Raw genomic sequence first — 13,971 nt, 5'->3', positions numbered from 1 at the left:
AAAGCTCCGGAATCCGGAGCTTCTGTTTAGTATGCGACCCTGACGGGACTTGAACCCGCGACCTCCGCCGTGACAGGGCGGCGCGCTAACCAACTGCGCTACAGGGCCTGGTGCTTTGAATAAATCCAAGTCACACAGTAAAACCCCCGGGATGAACCGAGGGCCTGCGTGGCTCCGACCGGCGTCGATCCGGTGACCTTTCGATTTTCAGTCGAACGCTCTACCAACTGAGCTACAGAGCCTGGTACCACTAAGTGGACACCAAATTTACTATTGGAATAGTAAATTGAGCGACCCTGACGGGACTTGAACCCGCGACCTCCGCCGTGACAGGGCGGCGCGCTAACCAACTGCGCTACAGGGCCTTGCTTTCGCAAGCCAATGGATTTCTCCATCTGGCAACCACTAAGTGGTTGCTTGTACCCCCAACGGGATTCGAACCCGTGCCGCTGCCGTGAAAGGGCAGTGTCCTAGGCCGCTAGACGATGGGGGCCTAAGTTGTTCGCTTCGGTTTCTTGCTTCTCCGTAGCGGACTCCAATAACTATACGCAGTGTTTTTTGCTTTTGCAAAATCGGCTCCTGGGCGGGTTTTGCCCATGCCAAATCGGGTGCACAGGCATAGTCTGGAACCATGCTTTTCGAGATGGATGACGACGAATTCCAGGCCCTGGTCGAACAGGCTATCGACGCGATTCCAGAGGCCGCCTTCGCAATGATGGACAACGTCATCTTCTTCATCGAAGACGAGTACGAGCCTCTCCCTGGAGAGCCGGAAAACCCTGAGATTCTGGGGTTATACGAGGGTGTCGCACTCACGGAACGGGACCTGGATTGGGGCGCCGGAGCACTCCCGGATCGCATTACGATCTTCAAGAATCCGACGCTTCGAGCCTGCGAAACACGTGAAGAAGTGGTGCGGGAAATCGGGATTACGGTGATGCACGAAGTGGCCCACCACTTCGGAATCGACGATGCGAAATTGCACGAATTAGGGTGGTCGTAGCGCCGAAATCGCAAAATCTTCTTTTGAGATCTGCCTCACAAAACAATTAGATTCCGGCGACCTGTTTCCAGCCGATAGAGACCAGGGCCACAGGCCAGCGATCGAAACTAGCCGCTGGGGCACATCCTCCACCCGGAAGGCGACGCGACTCAATTGCGATGCCTATAACCAAAGTGGTGCTTAATAGGCCGGCACCTGCCGCACTCGCGCCGGCCCAGCTCGGCGAGACGAGAAATTGCCGCCGGAAGAACTTGGCATGGCCACTTTCCCTTGCCGCCACGGCAAAGTCCGGTGGGCAGCAAAGGATCTTCATGCACTTCGCAGGGACGATCCCTTTTTAAAGGCAACGCTTTGAGCCGCACCTATTCACCCCGCACGTTACCCAAACTTCATGGCAAGTAAGCCCTTGGTAACGAAGCGAGACGCATCTATTAGTTATTTCCCAATTGCTCTCGATAAGTCACACAGGACCGAAAAACCATTATCTGTGCAGATCACCGCCGAATAGGCCCGAGAATTACACGGATGGGATTCATGTGACTGATGTGAACAGTGTTGCCAAGCGTGTCTTAATTGGCCTAATGTGCTATTTGGAGTCTTATCCGAATCGTGACCTTCATATTGCTGAAAGTCACGACTCACGCACTCCGCGTCATCCATGTACTTAGTGAGGAACGATATGGCTACTCGCCACACGCTCGGTGTTGCTGCAAGCACCCTGGCCCTAGCGGTGTCCTGCCTTGCAGGCGCTTTGCCCGCTTCCGCATCTACTTCAGCTTCACTCCCTCAGTCTGTGGCGATCGCTGCCGCACCAAGCGCTTCTGCGCTGCCGTCGGACGCGGAAGTCCAGGAAGCAAAGAAGGACAAAGCTTCGACGAACGCGATGATCGCGCGAATCGAAGCTTCTCTTGCTTCCAGCCGTGCCGAGTTGCAGCGCGTTGAAACCGAAGCCGCACAGGCCCAGGAATCCCTGCTTACTGCCGGCGAAGAGCGCGATCTGCGCACCGCTGCAGCTGAGAAGGCCGTTGAACAGCTTGAGTACGCAAAGACTTACTTGGAGCAGAGCCGCAACGATCTGGGCGCTATCGCCTCAGATATCTACCGCAACGGCGCTGGTACCTCGACCCTGAGCCTGCTCCTTGATGACAACCAGGAAGGCGACCTGTTCTACAAGGCCGCTACCATCGACGCATTGAGCGAACAGAAGGTTCAGTCCGTCAACACCGCCACCGAGGCCGAGGGCCTCGTTTCGGCTTGGCAGGAATACGCCGACGCGGCACAGAATGCCGCGCAGGAAGCCGCAGCGAACTATGACGCCGCTGCAGCGACCGCGAACAGCACCTTGGCCACCTACGAAGCAGCTATCGAACCAGAGCAGCAGCTGCGCGATGAATTGATCGGCCACCTTGCTACCTTGAAGCAGAAGGAAGAAGCCGAGGTCCGCCAGGCGGTTGAAGAGCGCGAGGCGCAGGAGCAGGAAGAAGCTCTTGCGGAAGTGATCGCCGAAGAGGAAAACGTCAACGTTCCCGAAAAGGACATCTTCACCATTCAGCCGCTCACGATCGAAAAGCCTCGCGAGCTGCAGCAGACCGAATCTGAAGAGGAAACGGTCGAGCCTGAGCCTGAGCAGGTTGTAGAAGAACCGGAAGCTTCCGAACCACCTGCAGCTCCGAAGCCGGAGCCAACCAAGAAGGCCGAACCGAAGCCGGAACCAACCAAGAAGGCCGAACCGAAGCCCGAACCCACCAAGAAGGCCGAGCCGAAGCCAGAGCCGAAGCCCAAGGTCACCCCGAAGCCGGAGCCGAAGCCCAAGGTCACCCCGAAGCCGGAGCCGAAGCCCAAGGCCACCCCGAAGCCGGAGCCGAAGCCCAAGGTCACCCCGAAGCCGACGCCCAAGCCGGAACCAAAGCCAGAGCCGAAGCCTGAGATTGCTCCGCAGTCCAGCAACTACTCGGCAGCGATTTCCTGGGCCTTGAATACTGCAGATGATCCAAGCAAGTACTACGTCTACGGCGCCAACGGACCGGATGCCTTCGACTGCTCGAGCTTCTCGCAGCGCGCCTTCGGCAAGTCCGGCATCAGCCTGCCACGCACCTCGTCGCAGCAGTTCGCCAGCGCCCCGCAGTACGTGTCGCTGAGCAATCTGCGCCCGGGCGACCTGGTGTTCTCGTCATCCAATGGCGGATCCTCGTTCTACCACGTAGCCATCTACATCGGCAACGGCCAGGTAGTCCACGCTCGCAACCCGAGTGCCGGCATCTCGGTGACTCCGCTGAGCTACGTCAACAACCTCTACCCGAAGGCAGCCCGCTACTAAGCTGGATCCCCTCGAGCACGAAGGCCGCGCACCCGGTGGGTGCGCGGCCTTGTGCATGCTGGCTGTTGCGGCGCGGCTACTGCTCCTGCGCCCTGGTGTCGAAGTCCTTGCGGTTCTCCAGCCGAGGATCGTCCGAGTCCGGCACAACCATGACCGGGCCCTTGGAGTGGTGCAAGACGCCCTGCGAGGTCGAGCCGAGCAGCATCCCGGTGAAGCCGCCACGGCCGCGGGAGCCGGTCACGGTCAGCACCGCATGCTCGGACTCGCGGATCAGCACCTCAACCGGCGGCCCGGAGACCACATCGGTTTCGATCTTCACCGTCGGATAATGCGACTTGAGCCATTTGGTGCCCACGCTCATCTGGTAGCGCACGTCTTCGAGCACGGCTTCCTGGTCCACGGTCGCCGGCATCCAGGCCAGCGCCGCTCCCACCGGCGGCACCGCGCAGATCAGCCGCAGCGTCAGGTCGCTGGCGATGGCCGCCTCCGCTGCCGCCAGCACCGCAGAACGGGCGCGGTCCGAGCCGTCGACGCCGACCACAATGCATTTGCGGTCCGCCGCGACGGCGGCGCCGGCTTCCTCCTGCTCCTTGGCCATGGCCAGCGGAACCACGACAGTTGGGCACTTGGAGTGCGCTGGCAGCGCCGAGGAGACCGAACCGAGCAGGCGGCCCACGAAGCCACCGCGGCCGCGGGTTCCGACTACTACCAATTCCGCGTCCTGGCTCAGATCCAGCAGCACGCCCGATGGGTCCCCGGACTCGATATAGGTGCGGATGGTTGCTGTGCTGCCTTCGAGCTCTGCACGGGCCTGGCGCACAATGTCCTCGGCACCCCCGCGAATCAGATCGTCGTCCAGGGTTGAGTAGCCCGCGTCCATGGAGGATGCGGCAAACACCGGGATGGTATAGGCGGACACGATATTCAATACGCTGCCGCGGCGCACCGCTTCGCGTTCGGCCCAGCGCAAAGCGCATTTGCTCTGCTGGGAACCGTCTACGCCAACGACAATTCCTTCGATCTTCTCTGCTGCTACTGGTGCTTCGTCACTCATCAGACTCGCTCCTCAAATACCTCAGATACAACGGGTTGTGACTTCCCTTACCACCAATGTACTTGCTTCCGCAGTTCTGGGTGTGAGTTGGGTCTAAAGTTTTCGCGTACAGCCTACTGAATAGCTGGATCGATATGAATCAGCGGCTGAAACGTCATAGAATTTTTCCATGCCCTCCTCCACAAAATCCCCGTCCGGGACTGCTATAAGCGCTCGCATCGACCGATATTTCAAGATTTCGGAACGGCGTTCAACGTTCTCCACCGAAGTTCGCGGCGGCATCGCCACCTTCTTCGCGATGAGCTACATCGTCGTCCTCAACCCGCTGGTTCTTTCCGGTGCCGATTCCTCGGGCGGCGAGTTGGGCATCCAGCGCGTTGCCGCAGTGACCGCATTTGTCGCCGGCATCCTGACCATCCTGATGGGCATCTGGGCCCGTCACCCATTCGCCATGGCCACCGGCTTGGGCGTCAATGCCTTCGTGGCCATCACCGTGGCCACGAACCCGGAACTGACCTGGGCCGACGTCATGGGCTTGGTGCTCATTGCCGGTGTGGTCATGTTCGGCCTGGTGCTTACCGGATTCCGAACCGCGGTGTTCAACGCGGTTCCCGCCGGGCTGAAGACCGCGATCGTGGTGGGCATCGGCATGTTCATCGCCCTGATCGGCCTGGTCAATGCCGGATTCGTCCAGCGCCTTCCGGATGCCGCGAACACCACCGTGCCGGTGGGCCTGGGCTTCGACGGCGAGCTGATGGGCTGGCCGATCCTGGTCTTCGTCGTCGGCCTGCTGCTGACCATGGCCCTGGTGGTGCGCAAGGTCAAGGGCGCAATCCTGATCGGCATCGTCGTTTCCGCGATCCTCGCCAACATCCTCGAAGCTGTCTTCCACATCGGCGCGATGGAAACCAACACCTGGTCGCTGGTGGTTCCGTCGCTGCCTGAATGGACCCTGCCGGACCTGTCGCTGATCGGCCAGGTCAGCGTGTTCGGCGCCTTCAGCAAGATCGGCGTCACCGCCGCCTCGCTGCTGGCCTTCGTCATCCTGCTCTCGATCTTCTTCGACGCCATGGGCACCATGGTGGGCCTGGCTTCCGAAGCCGGTTCCATGGACGAGAACGGGCAGATCCCCGATGTGGACAAGGTCCTGCTGGTGGACGCGGCCGGCGCAATCGTCGGCGGCGGCACCTCGAGCTCCTCGGCGCAGATCTTCGTGGAGTCCGGCGCCGGCATCGGCGAGGGCGCCCGCACCGGCCTGGCCTCGGTGGTCACCGGCCTGCTGATGATCGTGGCGATGTTCCTGAGCCCGCTGATCTACCTGGTGCCTTTCGAAGCCGTGGCTCCGGCCCTGGTGGTCGTCGGCTTCATGATGATCACCCAGGTTTCCAAGATCGACTGGAACGACTGGGGCATCGCGCTGCCGGCCTTCCTGACCTTCACCCTGATGCCGTTCACCTACTCGATCGCCAATGGCATCGGCGCCGGGTTCATCTCCTACGTGTTCATCCGCGCCACCCAGGGACGCGCCAAGGAAATCCACCCATTGATGTGGGTTGTTTCCGCGGCCTTCGTGCTGTTCTTCGGCATCGGCCTGATTGAAATGTGGGCCGGGGTCAAGTAGCCCCGCAGCCCTTCGGCGCCCCGCCATCGCAGTCGCGATGGCGGGGCGCCTTTTGCCTTCGCACCGGCGGGAACTGGATAGGATGGGGCCTATGAGCGAACAGCAGAATACCGCCGGGCAGTGGATCCAGGTGGCAGCAGGCTTGAAGAACCCTTCGATGCGCCGGCTTCTCGGCGCGGTGCTCAGCGGGCAGGGTGCGCCCGAGCCAGCCAGCAAGTCCGAGCGCAAGGACTTGGAACGCTGGGCCAGCATCGGGCTGCTGCGCCACGACGGCTCCGGGTGGGCACTGGATGATGAACTGCTGGAGAAGACCTTGGCCTCGGCCTCGGCCGCGAAGGCCAACCGCAGCGGGATCCGCCGCTTCTTCGACGGGCACCGGCTGCAATCCCTCCCAGCGAAACCGGCGGACCGCCACGAGGTGGTTCTCTACCTGCGCAACGCGGTCATCGGCGATGGGGAAGAGCTGCGCGAAGAGCAGCTCAATGAACGCCTGCGGGTGTTCCACCCGGATGTCGCGCTGCTGCGCCGCTACATGGTCGACCACGGCCTGCTGCAGCGCGCCGCCGACGGCACCGGCTACCGGATGGGCACCGTCAGCTAGCCGGTAATCGGCGCGGCGCCGGTGGCGAAGCGGCGCACGGCTTCGCCGGCAACCAGCTGCGCGGGCAACGGCGCGGTCCGCAGGCTGCGCTCGAAGGCCGGGCCGAGCTTGAGCGGCTCGTCGCTGGCCAGGAACACGATGTTCCCGTAGCGGCGGCCCTTGAGCATCGGCGGGTCGGCGACCATGGCCACATGCTCGAAGACCTCCAGCAGCGTCGCGGCTTCCGCCTTGGCGCCGGCCAGGTCCGCGGTATCGCCGCAATTCATGATGTAGACGCCACCGGCGTCCAGCACCCGCTGCGCTTCACGGGCGTAGGAGGCAGTGGTCAGCACGCGCGGGGTGGTGCTGCCGGCAAAGACATCGCGGATGATCACATCGCGGCTCGCATCGCTCAAGGTGGGCAGCACCTGCGCCGCGTCCCCCACGCGCAGGCGCACCAGCGGGGCACGCGGCACCTCGAAGTTCACGCGCACCAGCTCGGCCAGCTTGGCATCCAGCTCCACCACGACCTGTCGGGCGTTTTCATAGCTGGCGGCAACCCAGCGGGCCATGGAGCAGCCGCCTCCGCCGAGGTGGAGCACGCGCAGCTTGCGGGCGCGGCCATCAAATTGCCCGGCAGGAAAACCGATGGTGAAGATCGGTTCCATCCAGCGCATGTACTCGAAATCGAGATAGGTCGGATCATCCAAATCCACGTGCGAGGACGGCACGCCGTTGACCTTCAGGATGTAGCGGTTGGCACCGTAGGGATCGGCCTCGATCACCGCCGTACCGGTGTCGATCGGAAATTCTCCGAACATTGATTCCTTGGTATCCCTAGCCACGTGCGCGCACCATCCGTTGCTCGATCAAGCCTTTCCAGCTGCCAGCCAGGGCTTCGCTGGTTCCATCGGGGGTGAATCCCTGCTTCGCGAAGAAGGCCAAGGCCCGCTCGTTGCCCTGCAAAACCCAGACCAGCGCATCGCGCTCGCCCAGGACCACGTCGAAGAGGTGCTGGCCCAGCCCGGTGCCGTAATACTCTGCCAGGACATAGAGCATGCCCAATTCGATGTCTACCCCGGCGTCCTTGTCCTCGTCGATGGCCGGCGTCCCGCCGGCGAGCCCGATGATGCGTCCATCGCGGTCTTCGGCGATGAAGAATTGCGCGCCGGATGCCAGCCCGCGTTCCCACCAGGCTACCTGGCCATCGAGCTGGCCTTCATGGTGGGTGAAAAATGATTCATCTCGAAGTTCGGCGTACGCTTCCCTCCAGGCTTGCAATTTCATCTGCAGTGCGGGGCGGACGTCTTGTTCAGTAGCCAGTCGGATTCGATAGTCGTTCATTTGCGGCACTTCTCTAGCCTACGGCAGTGGCTTCGCTAATTTCTTCCAACTCACCAAGGCACCCTCCTACTAAAGTAGGATTGCGGACTATCCAGATGTTTGAAAAACTTTTGATGTCGTTGCAAATTTCTTGGATCAAGAGGGGGTCGGGCTTGGACCGGAATACAAAATACGCTGCCTTGACCGGTGGCCTTGTCGGTTCACTGACCCTGACCATCAGCCTTTCCTCGACCTTTTGGGTGATTCTGCTCGGTTGCGTCCTCTTGGCCGCCGGCTTCAGCATTCTTGCCAGATTCGAACGTTTCTGGGGCCCCGCCGAGCCGGACCATTACTACTACATCGTCCCCATGCTGGTTGGCCCAGTAGTTGCGGGCCTGGTGCGCAGCACCGAGCAGGCCCTGTGGGTAGGCCCGCCGATGGGCGTGCTTTGCGGATTGGGCGTGTACTTCTTGATCCTGAAGTCGCCGCCGTTCAAGCAGGACGAAGCCGGGGAACTCGATGCCGAGCTCCCCGAGCACTCTCCTACGCGCTAGCCGTGGCCGCTAGAGGACTCGCGCGAGCGCGAATCCATCCCAGCCATTGACGCCCACGGTCTGCAGGGCGGTGGCTGATACGCGCGGGTCATCGCGCAACCACCGCAAGGAGTCCTGGATCCCCCGCACATCGGCCTCCTGCGTCCCGTGCCGAGCCGGGTCATCCAAGACTGCGCCGCTGCGCACCACGTTGTCGAGCACCAGCACGGTCCCTGGACGCGACAGTTTCACTGCCCGTTCGAGGTAGGCCACGTTGTTGCGCTTATCTGCATCGATGAAGATCAGGTCAAATGGTGCAACTCGCTTAGACAAGAGCGAATCCAGCGAACCTTGGGCCGCGCCCAACTTGATTTCAACGCGTTCCGACAGTCCTGCCCGCTGCAAATTCTCGCGCGCAACCGAGGCGTGCAGAGGTTCGAATTCGCAGCTGATGACGGTACCGGCTTCTCCCACGCCCCGGGCAAGCCAGCTGGTCGAATAGCCGCCGAGGGTTCCGATTTCCAGGACCCTGCGTGCGCCTGTGATCTCGGCGAGCAGCTGGAGGAACTTGCCCTGGGCCGGGCTGACTTCAATCCGCGGCAATCCGGCGCTATGGGAATGCTCGCGGCCTGCTTCCAAAGCGTCAACACGCAGCCCCAGCTCCCGCTCCAGGTACTCGTCGACTGCCCCGGCATCGCGTTCGGCTGAATGGTGGATCATGACGACATTTTCTCCTCACTATCCTTGATGGCCTTCTCGAGCCGCTGGATCTTGCCGTCAAGCTCGCCCTCGTAGCCGGGGCGGATGTCGGCTTTCAGCACCAGCGATACGCGCGAACCGAATCGACCAGCAGCCATGGTGGCTTGCTTGACCACCTCCATGACTTCATCCCATTCGCCTTCGATCTCGGTGAACATGGAGCTGGTGCGATTGGGAAGACCGGAATCCCGGACGACTTTCACCGCTTCAGCCACTGCGTCATGGACCGAGCCATTGGGGTTGTCATTACTAGGTGCTACTGAGAAAGCTACAATCATGTTTCCACTGTCCCACTACGCGCTGGGCTTGTCATCTGCCGTGCAGGCAATATTTAGGCAGCCAGTCCACTCGCCCTGAGCAAGATGGCCGCCAGGGCACCAGCAACAACGACGACAAGATAGGGCGCCTTGAAAATCAGCGCAATAATCGCGGCCGGGAGAGCGCCAATCCTGGCATCGATGACCAGTTCCTGTCCCGAGGTGAAGGCATTCACCGTCACCAAGGAAGCCAGCAGCGCGATGGTCAGCGTGGCGGCGACATGGGACATGGTCGGCGAGTCCAAGACCCTGCGGGGCACAAAGAAGCCGCAGAGCTTGATGGCGTAGGCCGTCAGGCAGGCCCCGAGAATCCACCAGCTCAACTCGTTCACGCTTTCTCCTCCTCAATGCTTTCCAGTTCACCATGCTCGGTCGCCGCCGGGGCACGGCGGCCGGTGGCCACGGCGTAGATCGCGGCGCAGGCCGCCGTCACCAGAATCGGCAAGCCCGGCGCGGTCACCGGTACTGCCAGCGCGGTGAGGATCGCCGCGGCAATTGCGATCATGATCGGTTCAACTGATTTCAGCCGCGGCCAGAGCAGCCCGATGAAGGCCGCAACCGCGGCGCCATCCAGGCCCCACGCAGCAGGGTCGCCCATGCGTTCGCCGAGCAAGGCGCCAACGAGGGTGAACAGGTTCCACAGGACGTAGACGCCGGCACCGGCGGCGATGAAGCCACGGCGCTTTTCGGCCGGGTCGGATTGCCCCAAGCTCACTGCGGTGGATTCGTCGATGGTCACCTGGGCCATCCAAGGCACATGCCGTCCCAGCGGGCGCAAGGCTTGCTTGATCTGCATCCCGTACACGGCATTGCGGATGCCCAGCAGCGAAGCCGCGGAGAATGCCGCCGAGGCGGCACCGCCGCCGGAGATTACCCCGATGAAGGCGAACTGCGAGCCGCCGGTGAACATCAGGGCGCTCAGCGCAACGGTTTGCCATAGATTCAGGCCCGCGGCGATGGACAGCGCCCCGAAGGAAATGCCGTAGAGCCCGGTGGCGATCGCGATGGAAAGGCCCATCTTGGTCGCAGGCGTGAACCAGCTAGCGGACGTGGCGGGCATCGTACCTGACCTTGTAGACACCGCGTTTGACCTTCGCCTCGCCGATTTCAACGTGCTCCAGCTGGTCCAGATGCTTCACGTGGGTGCCGCCGCACGGTTCAGCATTCACCCCGGCGATGGTCACGGTGCGGATGCCCTCTTCATCGATGGCGGTTGTGACTTCACCGCCACCTGCAATGAGTTCATTGATGTGGTCTTGGATCATGGCCTTCGCCGCCGCCCGTTCGTTCTCATCGCCCAACGGCAGATCAACGGTCACCGGATCGAAGTCGAGCCGGGATTGCCCGGGGAAGTGCGAGTGGCCCTTGTGCTGCCAGCCGCGATCTTCACCGGCAAAGCCCAGGACGTGCCCGGCGGTGTGCAGGGCTGCATGGGCAAGGCGCAGCTCGCCATCGATCTCGGCTTCGACCCGATCTCCCACCTGCTTGGTGCCGGCACCGTACAGGATCACCAGACCGTTCTCGCCGCGCTGGACCGATACCGGCAGCCCGTCTACGGTGCCCGAGTCTTCAGGCTGGCCGCCGCCGCGCGGATGGAAGATATTCGGGCTAAGGGCAATCCACTGGCCTTCGTCATCGCTGCCCGCAGCAATGACTTCAGCTTCGGTGGCGAAAACATAGGTGTCCTGCAGGTACAGATTGACCTGTGCGGTTTCTTCGGTGCTCATGTTTCCTAGCTCAGCTCCAGTTCTTTGCGTAGTTCTGCCGGACGGTTGCTGGTCAGTTCCCCAACGCCCAGGTCCACCAGGAATTGCGCATCTGCCGGACGGTCGACCGTCCAGATCCGCGCTTTCAATCCTTGCTCCAGCCACCGGCGCACAAGATGCTCGTTGGCTCGGGTCCAGGCGACGCCGGATCCGACGATTCCAGCTCCCCCTGCGTTGATCAGTTCGATTCCTTCAGGCACGGAGCGGTACAGCACCTCGTAGACACCGGCCCTGCCCACGTCACCCGAATCAATCAGTTGCTGGACGTAGTCCGGATTGACTTCGGTCATCAATTGGCACAACAGCGCAGTGCTGACCGTGCGGGCCAGATAGCGCAGGGAATTCGGCTCGAAGCTCATCAAGGTCACGGCAATCTGTCCCTGCGAGCCGGCGGTCCCGGTTTGCGGGTCGAACCCGTGCGCTGCAAGGACCTGCAGCACGCCCTTTTCCAGCAGGTGGCCATAGGGGCTTGGATGCTTGATTTCGATGGCCAAACCAATTGGCTTGCCGCGTTCTTCAATGAGAGCGAAGAGTTCGCCGAGGCTCAGGAGCTGCTCGTTTTCGGTCCCATACTCGGCCGGGACGATGCTCGGTACGACTCCGGTGAAGTCCATGGCTTTCATTTCCGCCAAGGTATATCCGGCAACGAGACCGGATGAATCGGAGGTGCGGTCGACCGTTGGATCGTGGTGGCAAACAACGATTCCGTCTTTGCTCAGATGGACGTCGCATTCAATTCCATCGGCACCTTCGTCGATGGCCTGTAGATAGGCGGCACGAGTGTTCTCCGAATATTTATGGGAGCTGCCGCGATGGGCGAAGAAAAGCGTATCCATGCTCCCTACGCTACGCGATCCCCGCTCCTTGATACTGTAGATTAGCCTTGGCTCGACGCATATTTCATCGACTGCGTTCAGGTCTTTTGCGTGCAGTTGCAAGCTCCTGCGGCCATCATGAAAAACTCGAAACTCCCCGGCAAGAAAAGGTGTCTGCATTTCCGATTCTGCCCCGGATTCCCAAGGCAAAATCGTCATCCGCATGGGATCAGCGAACTCGCCGATAACTGGCTGCAATTGCACCGCTGGAGAGCGGTTGTGCTGAGATCAATTCCAGATGACGGGATTTCTGCAACCCTGCCTGGTGCAGCGTTGGACCATGGCCGGCGATAACTGGGTGAATTAGGAAGTGGTACTCATCGATGAGTTCCATCCTGTCCAGAGCTGTTGCCAGCTTGCCGCTGCCCAGAAGCACACCATCGGGGTACTGGTCTTTCAGCCTCAGTACACAGGCGCGCAGCTCTCCACTTAACAGGTGGGAGTTATTCCATGAATATGCCGTGCGAGTGCTCGAGACAACGTATTTGGGCTTCGTCTCCAGTTGCTGTGCCCAGCGAAGCAGCGCTGGCGGCGCTGAGATGTCGCCCCGAGCCACAGCTGGCCAGTACTCCTCCATTAGTTCGTAGGTAACACGACCCCAGAGCATCGCTCCATGCGCATTCATCAGTCCCGTGAAATAGTCGTGCGATTCATCGTCGGCGATGCCTTCTCGATGATCGACGCAGCCATCCAGCATGACGTTGTAGCTAAATGCCAGTAAACCCATCAGAAGCTCCTGCAGCCATTTGCTTGCCGGACGAACCCCGGTGCCCTGACTCTAGGATTAGGCGCTTATTGCGTCAAGCAGCTGTCTTAGGGCACCAGGGAATTTGCGGTGAACGGGGACTGCGCGATCGCGACAGAAATAACTGTCCACAGTCCAAGACCGGGGTACTCGCTGCCGGGCAGCCATGCCGAGTTCGGCTTCCGCGATCCTATGCATCAAAGGTAGGCTCGCTTCATGACACAGCCAGACTCAGTCATCAGTTTGTCCCCTGTCCCACACGACCTTGTGCCCATTATCCAGGGCTTGGTCCAAGGCTCTTGGCCAAAGACTGAAGTTGAGCGTGAGGCCCTGTTCGATGCGCTTGGATTCGTATCAGGCACCGCGATTGATTCCGACGACCAGGATTCACCTCATCAGATGACGAGTTTGGACCTCGGCCTGCCAGGAAAAATATCGAGTACTTGGGATACGTACCGTCAACAATTCCTCAGTGTCTGTACGTTCCTCTACAGTTCTCGGGTCCCCCAAGATCCAGTCACCCGGTCTGGGTTTGCTGTTTTGCAGGCAGAACTCTCAGAGGTGTATGGCGCTCCGGAACGCCCCTGGGGAGACGAGGATCAGTCCATTCGCATTTGGCGATGCAATGGCCGGAGCATCACCTTGCAGTTATTCAATCGGCGGGATAGCACCGTGATGCTCACGGTTGAAGATTTGGCGCTCGCTTCAGTCATTGAATCTGAAGAAGCGGCCCATTAGCCTTCTCAATTCTTGGATCGGATGAAACAAGCCATTGCCACGGCGATTGTTCCCGCGGCAGCGCCAATCAACGCGACGGCAAGCACGATCAGTAGAACTTTGATCAGGGTCTACGGGATATGCAGCGTGAACTACGCTATTCCGATAGCAAAAAACGTCATCAAACACCAGTGATGCGATCGCCGGTCCTGCGGACAGGAGCGACGCTTTTTTCTCAGCCATACCTCGATGATGGGCCGGCTGCGAGGCTGGACAACAGCCGCGGCAATTAAACGAGTGCAGGGCCAGACGTTGCGCTTGGCCACCCGCACCACCAGCACGGGTTAAACAGGTGAGGCTC

General features: G+C 60.9%; 16 protein-coding genes and 4 tRNA genes. 6 read left to right on the top strand and 14 right to left on the bottom strand.

Annotated features, from left to right (window positions below; all coding sequences use genetic code 11):
* Positions 1-34 precede the first annotated feature (34 nt).
* The 4 genes from ATK23_RS14570 to ATK23_RS14555 form a co-directional block, all read right to left on the bottom strand.
* A tRNA-Asp gene (locus ATK23_RS14570) sits at positions 35-108 on the bottom strand.
* Positions 109-169: 61 nt separating this feature from the next.
* A tRNA-Phe gene (locus ATK23_RS14565) sits at positions 170-242 on the bottom strand.
* A 49-nt stretch (positions 243-291) separates the two neighbouring features.
* Positions 292-365 (bottom strand) — tRNA-Asp (locus tag ATK23_RS14560).
* A gap of 55 nt (positions 366-420) precedes the next feature.
* Positions 421-493 (bottom strand) — tRNA-Glu (locus ATK23_RS14555).
* A 150-nt stretch (positions 494-643) separates the two neighbouring features.
* Here ATK23_RS14555 and ATK23_RS14550 point away from each other — a divergent pair.
* Both ATK23_RS14550 and ATK23_RS14545 read left to right on the top strand, forming a co-directional pair.
* Complete coding sequence (locus ATK23_RS14550; RefSeq protein ID WP_223308857.1) at positions 644-1,003, top strand: metallopeptidase family protein; 360 nt, start codon at positions 644-646, stop codon at positions 1,001-1,003.
* A gap of 793 nt (positions 1,004-1,796) precedes the next feature.
* A complete protein-coding gene (locus tag ATK23_RS14545) occupies positions 1,797-3,320 on the top strand; it encodes a C40 family peptidase (RefSeq protein ID WP_066143489.1) in 1,524 nt (507 codons plus the stop codon).
* A 76-nt stretch (positions 3,321-3,396) separates the two neighbouring features.
* Here ATK23_RS14545 and ATK23_RS14540 read toward each other — a convergent pair whose 3' ends face one another.
* Positions 3,397-4,374 carry a universal stress protein gene (locus tag ATK23_RS14540; RefSeq protein WP_066143486.1) on the bottom strand — a complete coding sequence of 326 codons (978 nt, stop codon included), beginning with the start codon at positions 4,372-4,374 and terminating at the stop codon, positions 3,397-3,399.
* A 169-nt stretch (positions 4,375-4,543) separates the two neighbouring features.
* On the opposite strand from ATK23_RS14540, the gene ATK23_RS14535 reads away from it, so the two are divergent.
* Positions 4,544-5,995 (top strand): NCS2 family permease, encoded by a 1,452-nt coding sequence (locus ATK23_RS14535; protein ID WP_038992017.1) that lies wholly within the window; start codon positions 4,544-4,546, stop codon positions 5,993-5,995.
* Between the two features lie 91 nt (positions 5,996-6,086).
* Entirely contained in the window at positions 6,087-6,596 is a 510-nt protein-coding gene (locus ATK23_RS14530) for a DUF2087 domain-containing protein (protein ID WP_052253852.1), read from the top strand.
* On the opposite strand, the gene ATK23_RS14525 is transcribed toward ATK23_RS14530, so the two are convergent.
* Together ATK23_RS14525 and ATK23_RS14520 are read right to left on the bottom strand one after the other, a co-directional pair.
* Positions 6,593-7,396 carry a spermidine synthase gene (locus ATK23_RS14525; protein WP_100339295.1) on the bottom strand — a complete coding sequence of 268 codons (804 nt, stop codon included), beginning with the start codon at positions 7,394-7,396 and terminating at the stop codon, positions 6,593-6,595. The two genes, ATK23_RS14530 and ATK23_RS14525, sit on opposite strands and share 4 nt — an antisense overlap.
* 16 nt (positions 7,397-7,412) lie before the next feature.
* Positions 7,413-7,919 (bottom strand): GNAT family N-acetyltransferase, encoded by a 507-nt coding sequence (locus ATK23_RS14520; protein ID WP_223308856.1) that lies wholly within the window; start codon positions 7,917-7,919, stop codon positions 7,413-7,415.
* Between the two features lie 152 nt (positions 7,920-8,071).
* Here ATK23_RS14520 and ATK23_RS14515 point away from each other — a divergent pair, with 152 nt between their 5' ends.
* Positions 8,072-8,452, top strand: a complete 381-nt coding sequence (locus ATK23_RS14515; protein ID WP_157066419.1) for a hypothetical protein — start codon at positions 8,072-8,074, stop codon at positions 8,450-8,452.
* A gap of 9 nt (positions 8,453-8,461) precedes the next feature.
* Here the strand turns inward: ATK23_RS14515 and ATK23_RS14510 are convergent, their stop codons facing one another.
* From ATK23_RS14510 to ATK23_RS14480, 7 genes are read right to left on the bottom strand one after another with little or no spacing between them, the layout of a single operon-like run.
* On the bottom strand, positions 8,462-9,151 hold the full coding sequence (locus ATK23_RS14510) for an O-methyltransferase (protein ID WP_066143475.1): 690 nt from the start codon (positions 9,149-9,151) through the stop codon (positions 8,462-8,464).
* Entirely contained in the window at positions 9,148-9,468 is a 321-nt protein-coding gene (locus ATK23_RS14505) for a thiamine-binding protein (RefSeq protein WP_038992021.1), read from the bottom strand. The genes ATK23_RS14510 and ATK23_RS14505 overlap by 4 nt, the downstream gene beginning before the upstream one ends.
* A gap of 53 nt (positions 9,469-9,521) precedes the next feature.
* The gene (locus ATK23_RS14500) at positions 9,522-9,839 is read right to left on the bottom strand and encodes an AzlD domain-containing protein (RefSeq protein ID WP_083515661.1); all 318 of its coding nucleotides are present in this window, start codon (positions 9,837-9,839) and stop codon (positions 9,522-9,524) included.
* Positions 9,836-10,567, bottom strand: a complete 732-nt coding sequence (locus tag ATK23_RS14495) for an AzlC family ABC transporter permease (protein ID WP_245858444.1) — start codon at positions 10,565-10,567, stop codon at positions 9,836-9,838. Before ATK23_RS14495 ends, ATK23_RS14500 begins: the two co-directional genes overlap by 4 nt.
* Entirely contained in the window at positions 10,548-11,234 is a 687-nt protein-coding gene (locus tag ATK23_RS14490; protein WP_066143472.1) for an alanyl-tRNA editing protein, read from the bottom strand. The genes ATK23_RS14495 and ATK23_RS14490 overlap by 20 nt, the downstream gene beginning before the upstream one ends.
* A gap of 5 nt (positions 11,235-11,239) precedes the next feature.
* Entirely contained in the window at positions 11,240-12,313 is a 1,074-nt protein-coding gene (locus tag ATK23_RS14485) for a glycerophosphodiester phosphodiesterase (protein WP_157066418.1), read from the bottom strand.
* A 4-nt stretch (positions 12,314-12,317) separates the two neighbouring features.
* Positions 12,318-12,875, bottom strand: coding sequence for a dihydrofolate reductase family protein (locus ATK23_RS14480; RefSeq protein ID WP_066143466.1), 558 nt, complete (start codon positions 12,873-12,875; stop codon positions 12,318-12,320).
* A gap of 234 nt (positions 12,876-13,109) precedes the next feature.
* Between ATK23_RS14480 and ATK23_RS14475 the strand changes: the two genes are divergently transcribed.
* A complete protein-coding gene (locus ATK23_RS14475; protein ID WP_066143462.1) occupies positions 13,110-13,631 on the top strand; it encodes a hypothetical protein in 522 nt (173 codons plus the stop codon).
* Positions 13,632-13,971 lie beyond the last annotated feature (340 nt).

The organism is Glutamicibacter nicotianae (assembly GCF_002797775.1).
Classification (GTDB): domain Bacteria; phylum Actinomycetota; class Actinomycetes; order Actinomycetales; family Micrococcaceae; genus Glutamicibacter; species Glutamicibacter nicotianae.
Note: the sequence above shows the minus strand (reverse complement) of the source record. Positions and strands in the feature narration are given on the sequence as shown.

What these genes read in the sequence shown, in the direction of transcription:
- ATK23_RS14550 (WP_223308857.1), top strand. Translation starts at nt 644, where the DNA reads ATGGATGACGACGAATTCCAGGCCCTGGTCGAACAGGCTATCGACGCG.
- ATK23_RS14540 (WP_066143486.1), bottom strand. Translation starts at nt 4,374, where the DNA reads ATGAGTGACGAAGCACCAGTAGCAGCAGAGAAGATCGAAGGAATTGTC.
- ATK23_RS14535 (WP_038992017.1), top strand. Translation starts at nt 4,544, where the DNA reads ATGCCCTCCTCCACAAAATCCCCGTCCGGGACTGCTATAAGCGCTCGC.
- ATK23_RS14530 (WP_052253852.1), top strand. Translation starts at nt 6,087, where the DNA reads ATGAGCGAACAGCAGAATACCGCCGGGCAGTGGATCCAGGTGGCAGCA.
- ATK23_RS14525 (WP_100339295.1), bottom strand. Translation starts at nt 7,396, where the DNA reads ATGTTCGGAGAATTTCCGATCGACACCGGTACGGCGGTGATCGAGGCC.
- ATK23_RS14520 (WP_223308856.1), bottom strand. Translation starts at nt 7,919, where the DNA reads ATGAACGACTATCGAATCCGACTGGCTACTGAACAAGACGTCCGCCCC.
- ATK23_RS14510 (WP_066143475.1), bottom strand. Translation starts at nt 9,151, where the DNA reads ATGATCCACCATTCAGCCGAACGCGATGCCGGGGCAGTCGACGAGTAC.
- ATK23_RS14505 (WP_038992021.1), bottom strand. Translation starts at nt 9,468, where the DNA reads ATGATTGTAGCTTTCTCAGTAGCACCTAGTAATGACAACCCCAATGGC.
- ATK23_RS14495 (WP_245858444.1), bottom strand. Translation starts at nt 10,567, where the DNA reads ATGCCCGCCACGTCCGCTAGCTGGTTCACGCCTGCGACCAAGATGGGC.
- ATK23_RS14490 (WP_066143472.1), bottom strand. Translation starts at nt 11,234, where the DNA reads ATGAGCACCGAAGAAACCGCACAGGTCAATCTGTACCTGCAGGACACC.
- ATK23_RS14485 (WP_157066418.1), bottom strand. Translation starts at nt 12,313, where the DNA reads ATGCGGATGACGATTTTGCCTTGGGAATCCGGGGCAGAATCGGAAATG.
- ATK23_RS14480 (WP_066143466.1), bottom strand. Translation starts at nt 12,875, where the DNA reads ATGGGTTTACTGGCATTTAGCTACAACGTCATGCTGGATGGCTGCGTC.
- ATK23_RS14475 (WP_066143462.1), top strand. Translation starts at nt 13,110, where the DNA reads ATGACACAGCCAGACTCAGTCATCAGTTTGTCCCCTGTCCCACACGAC.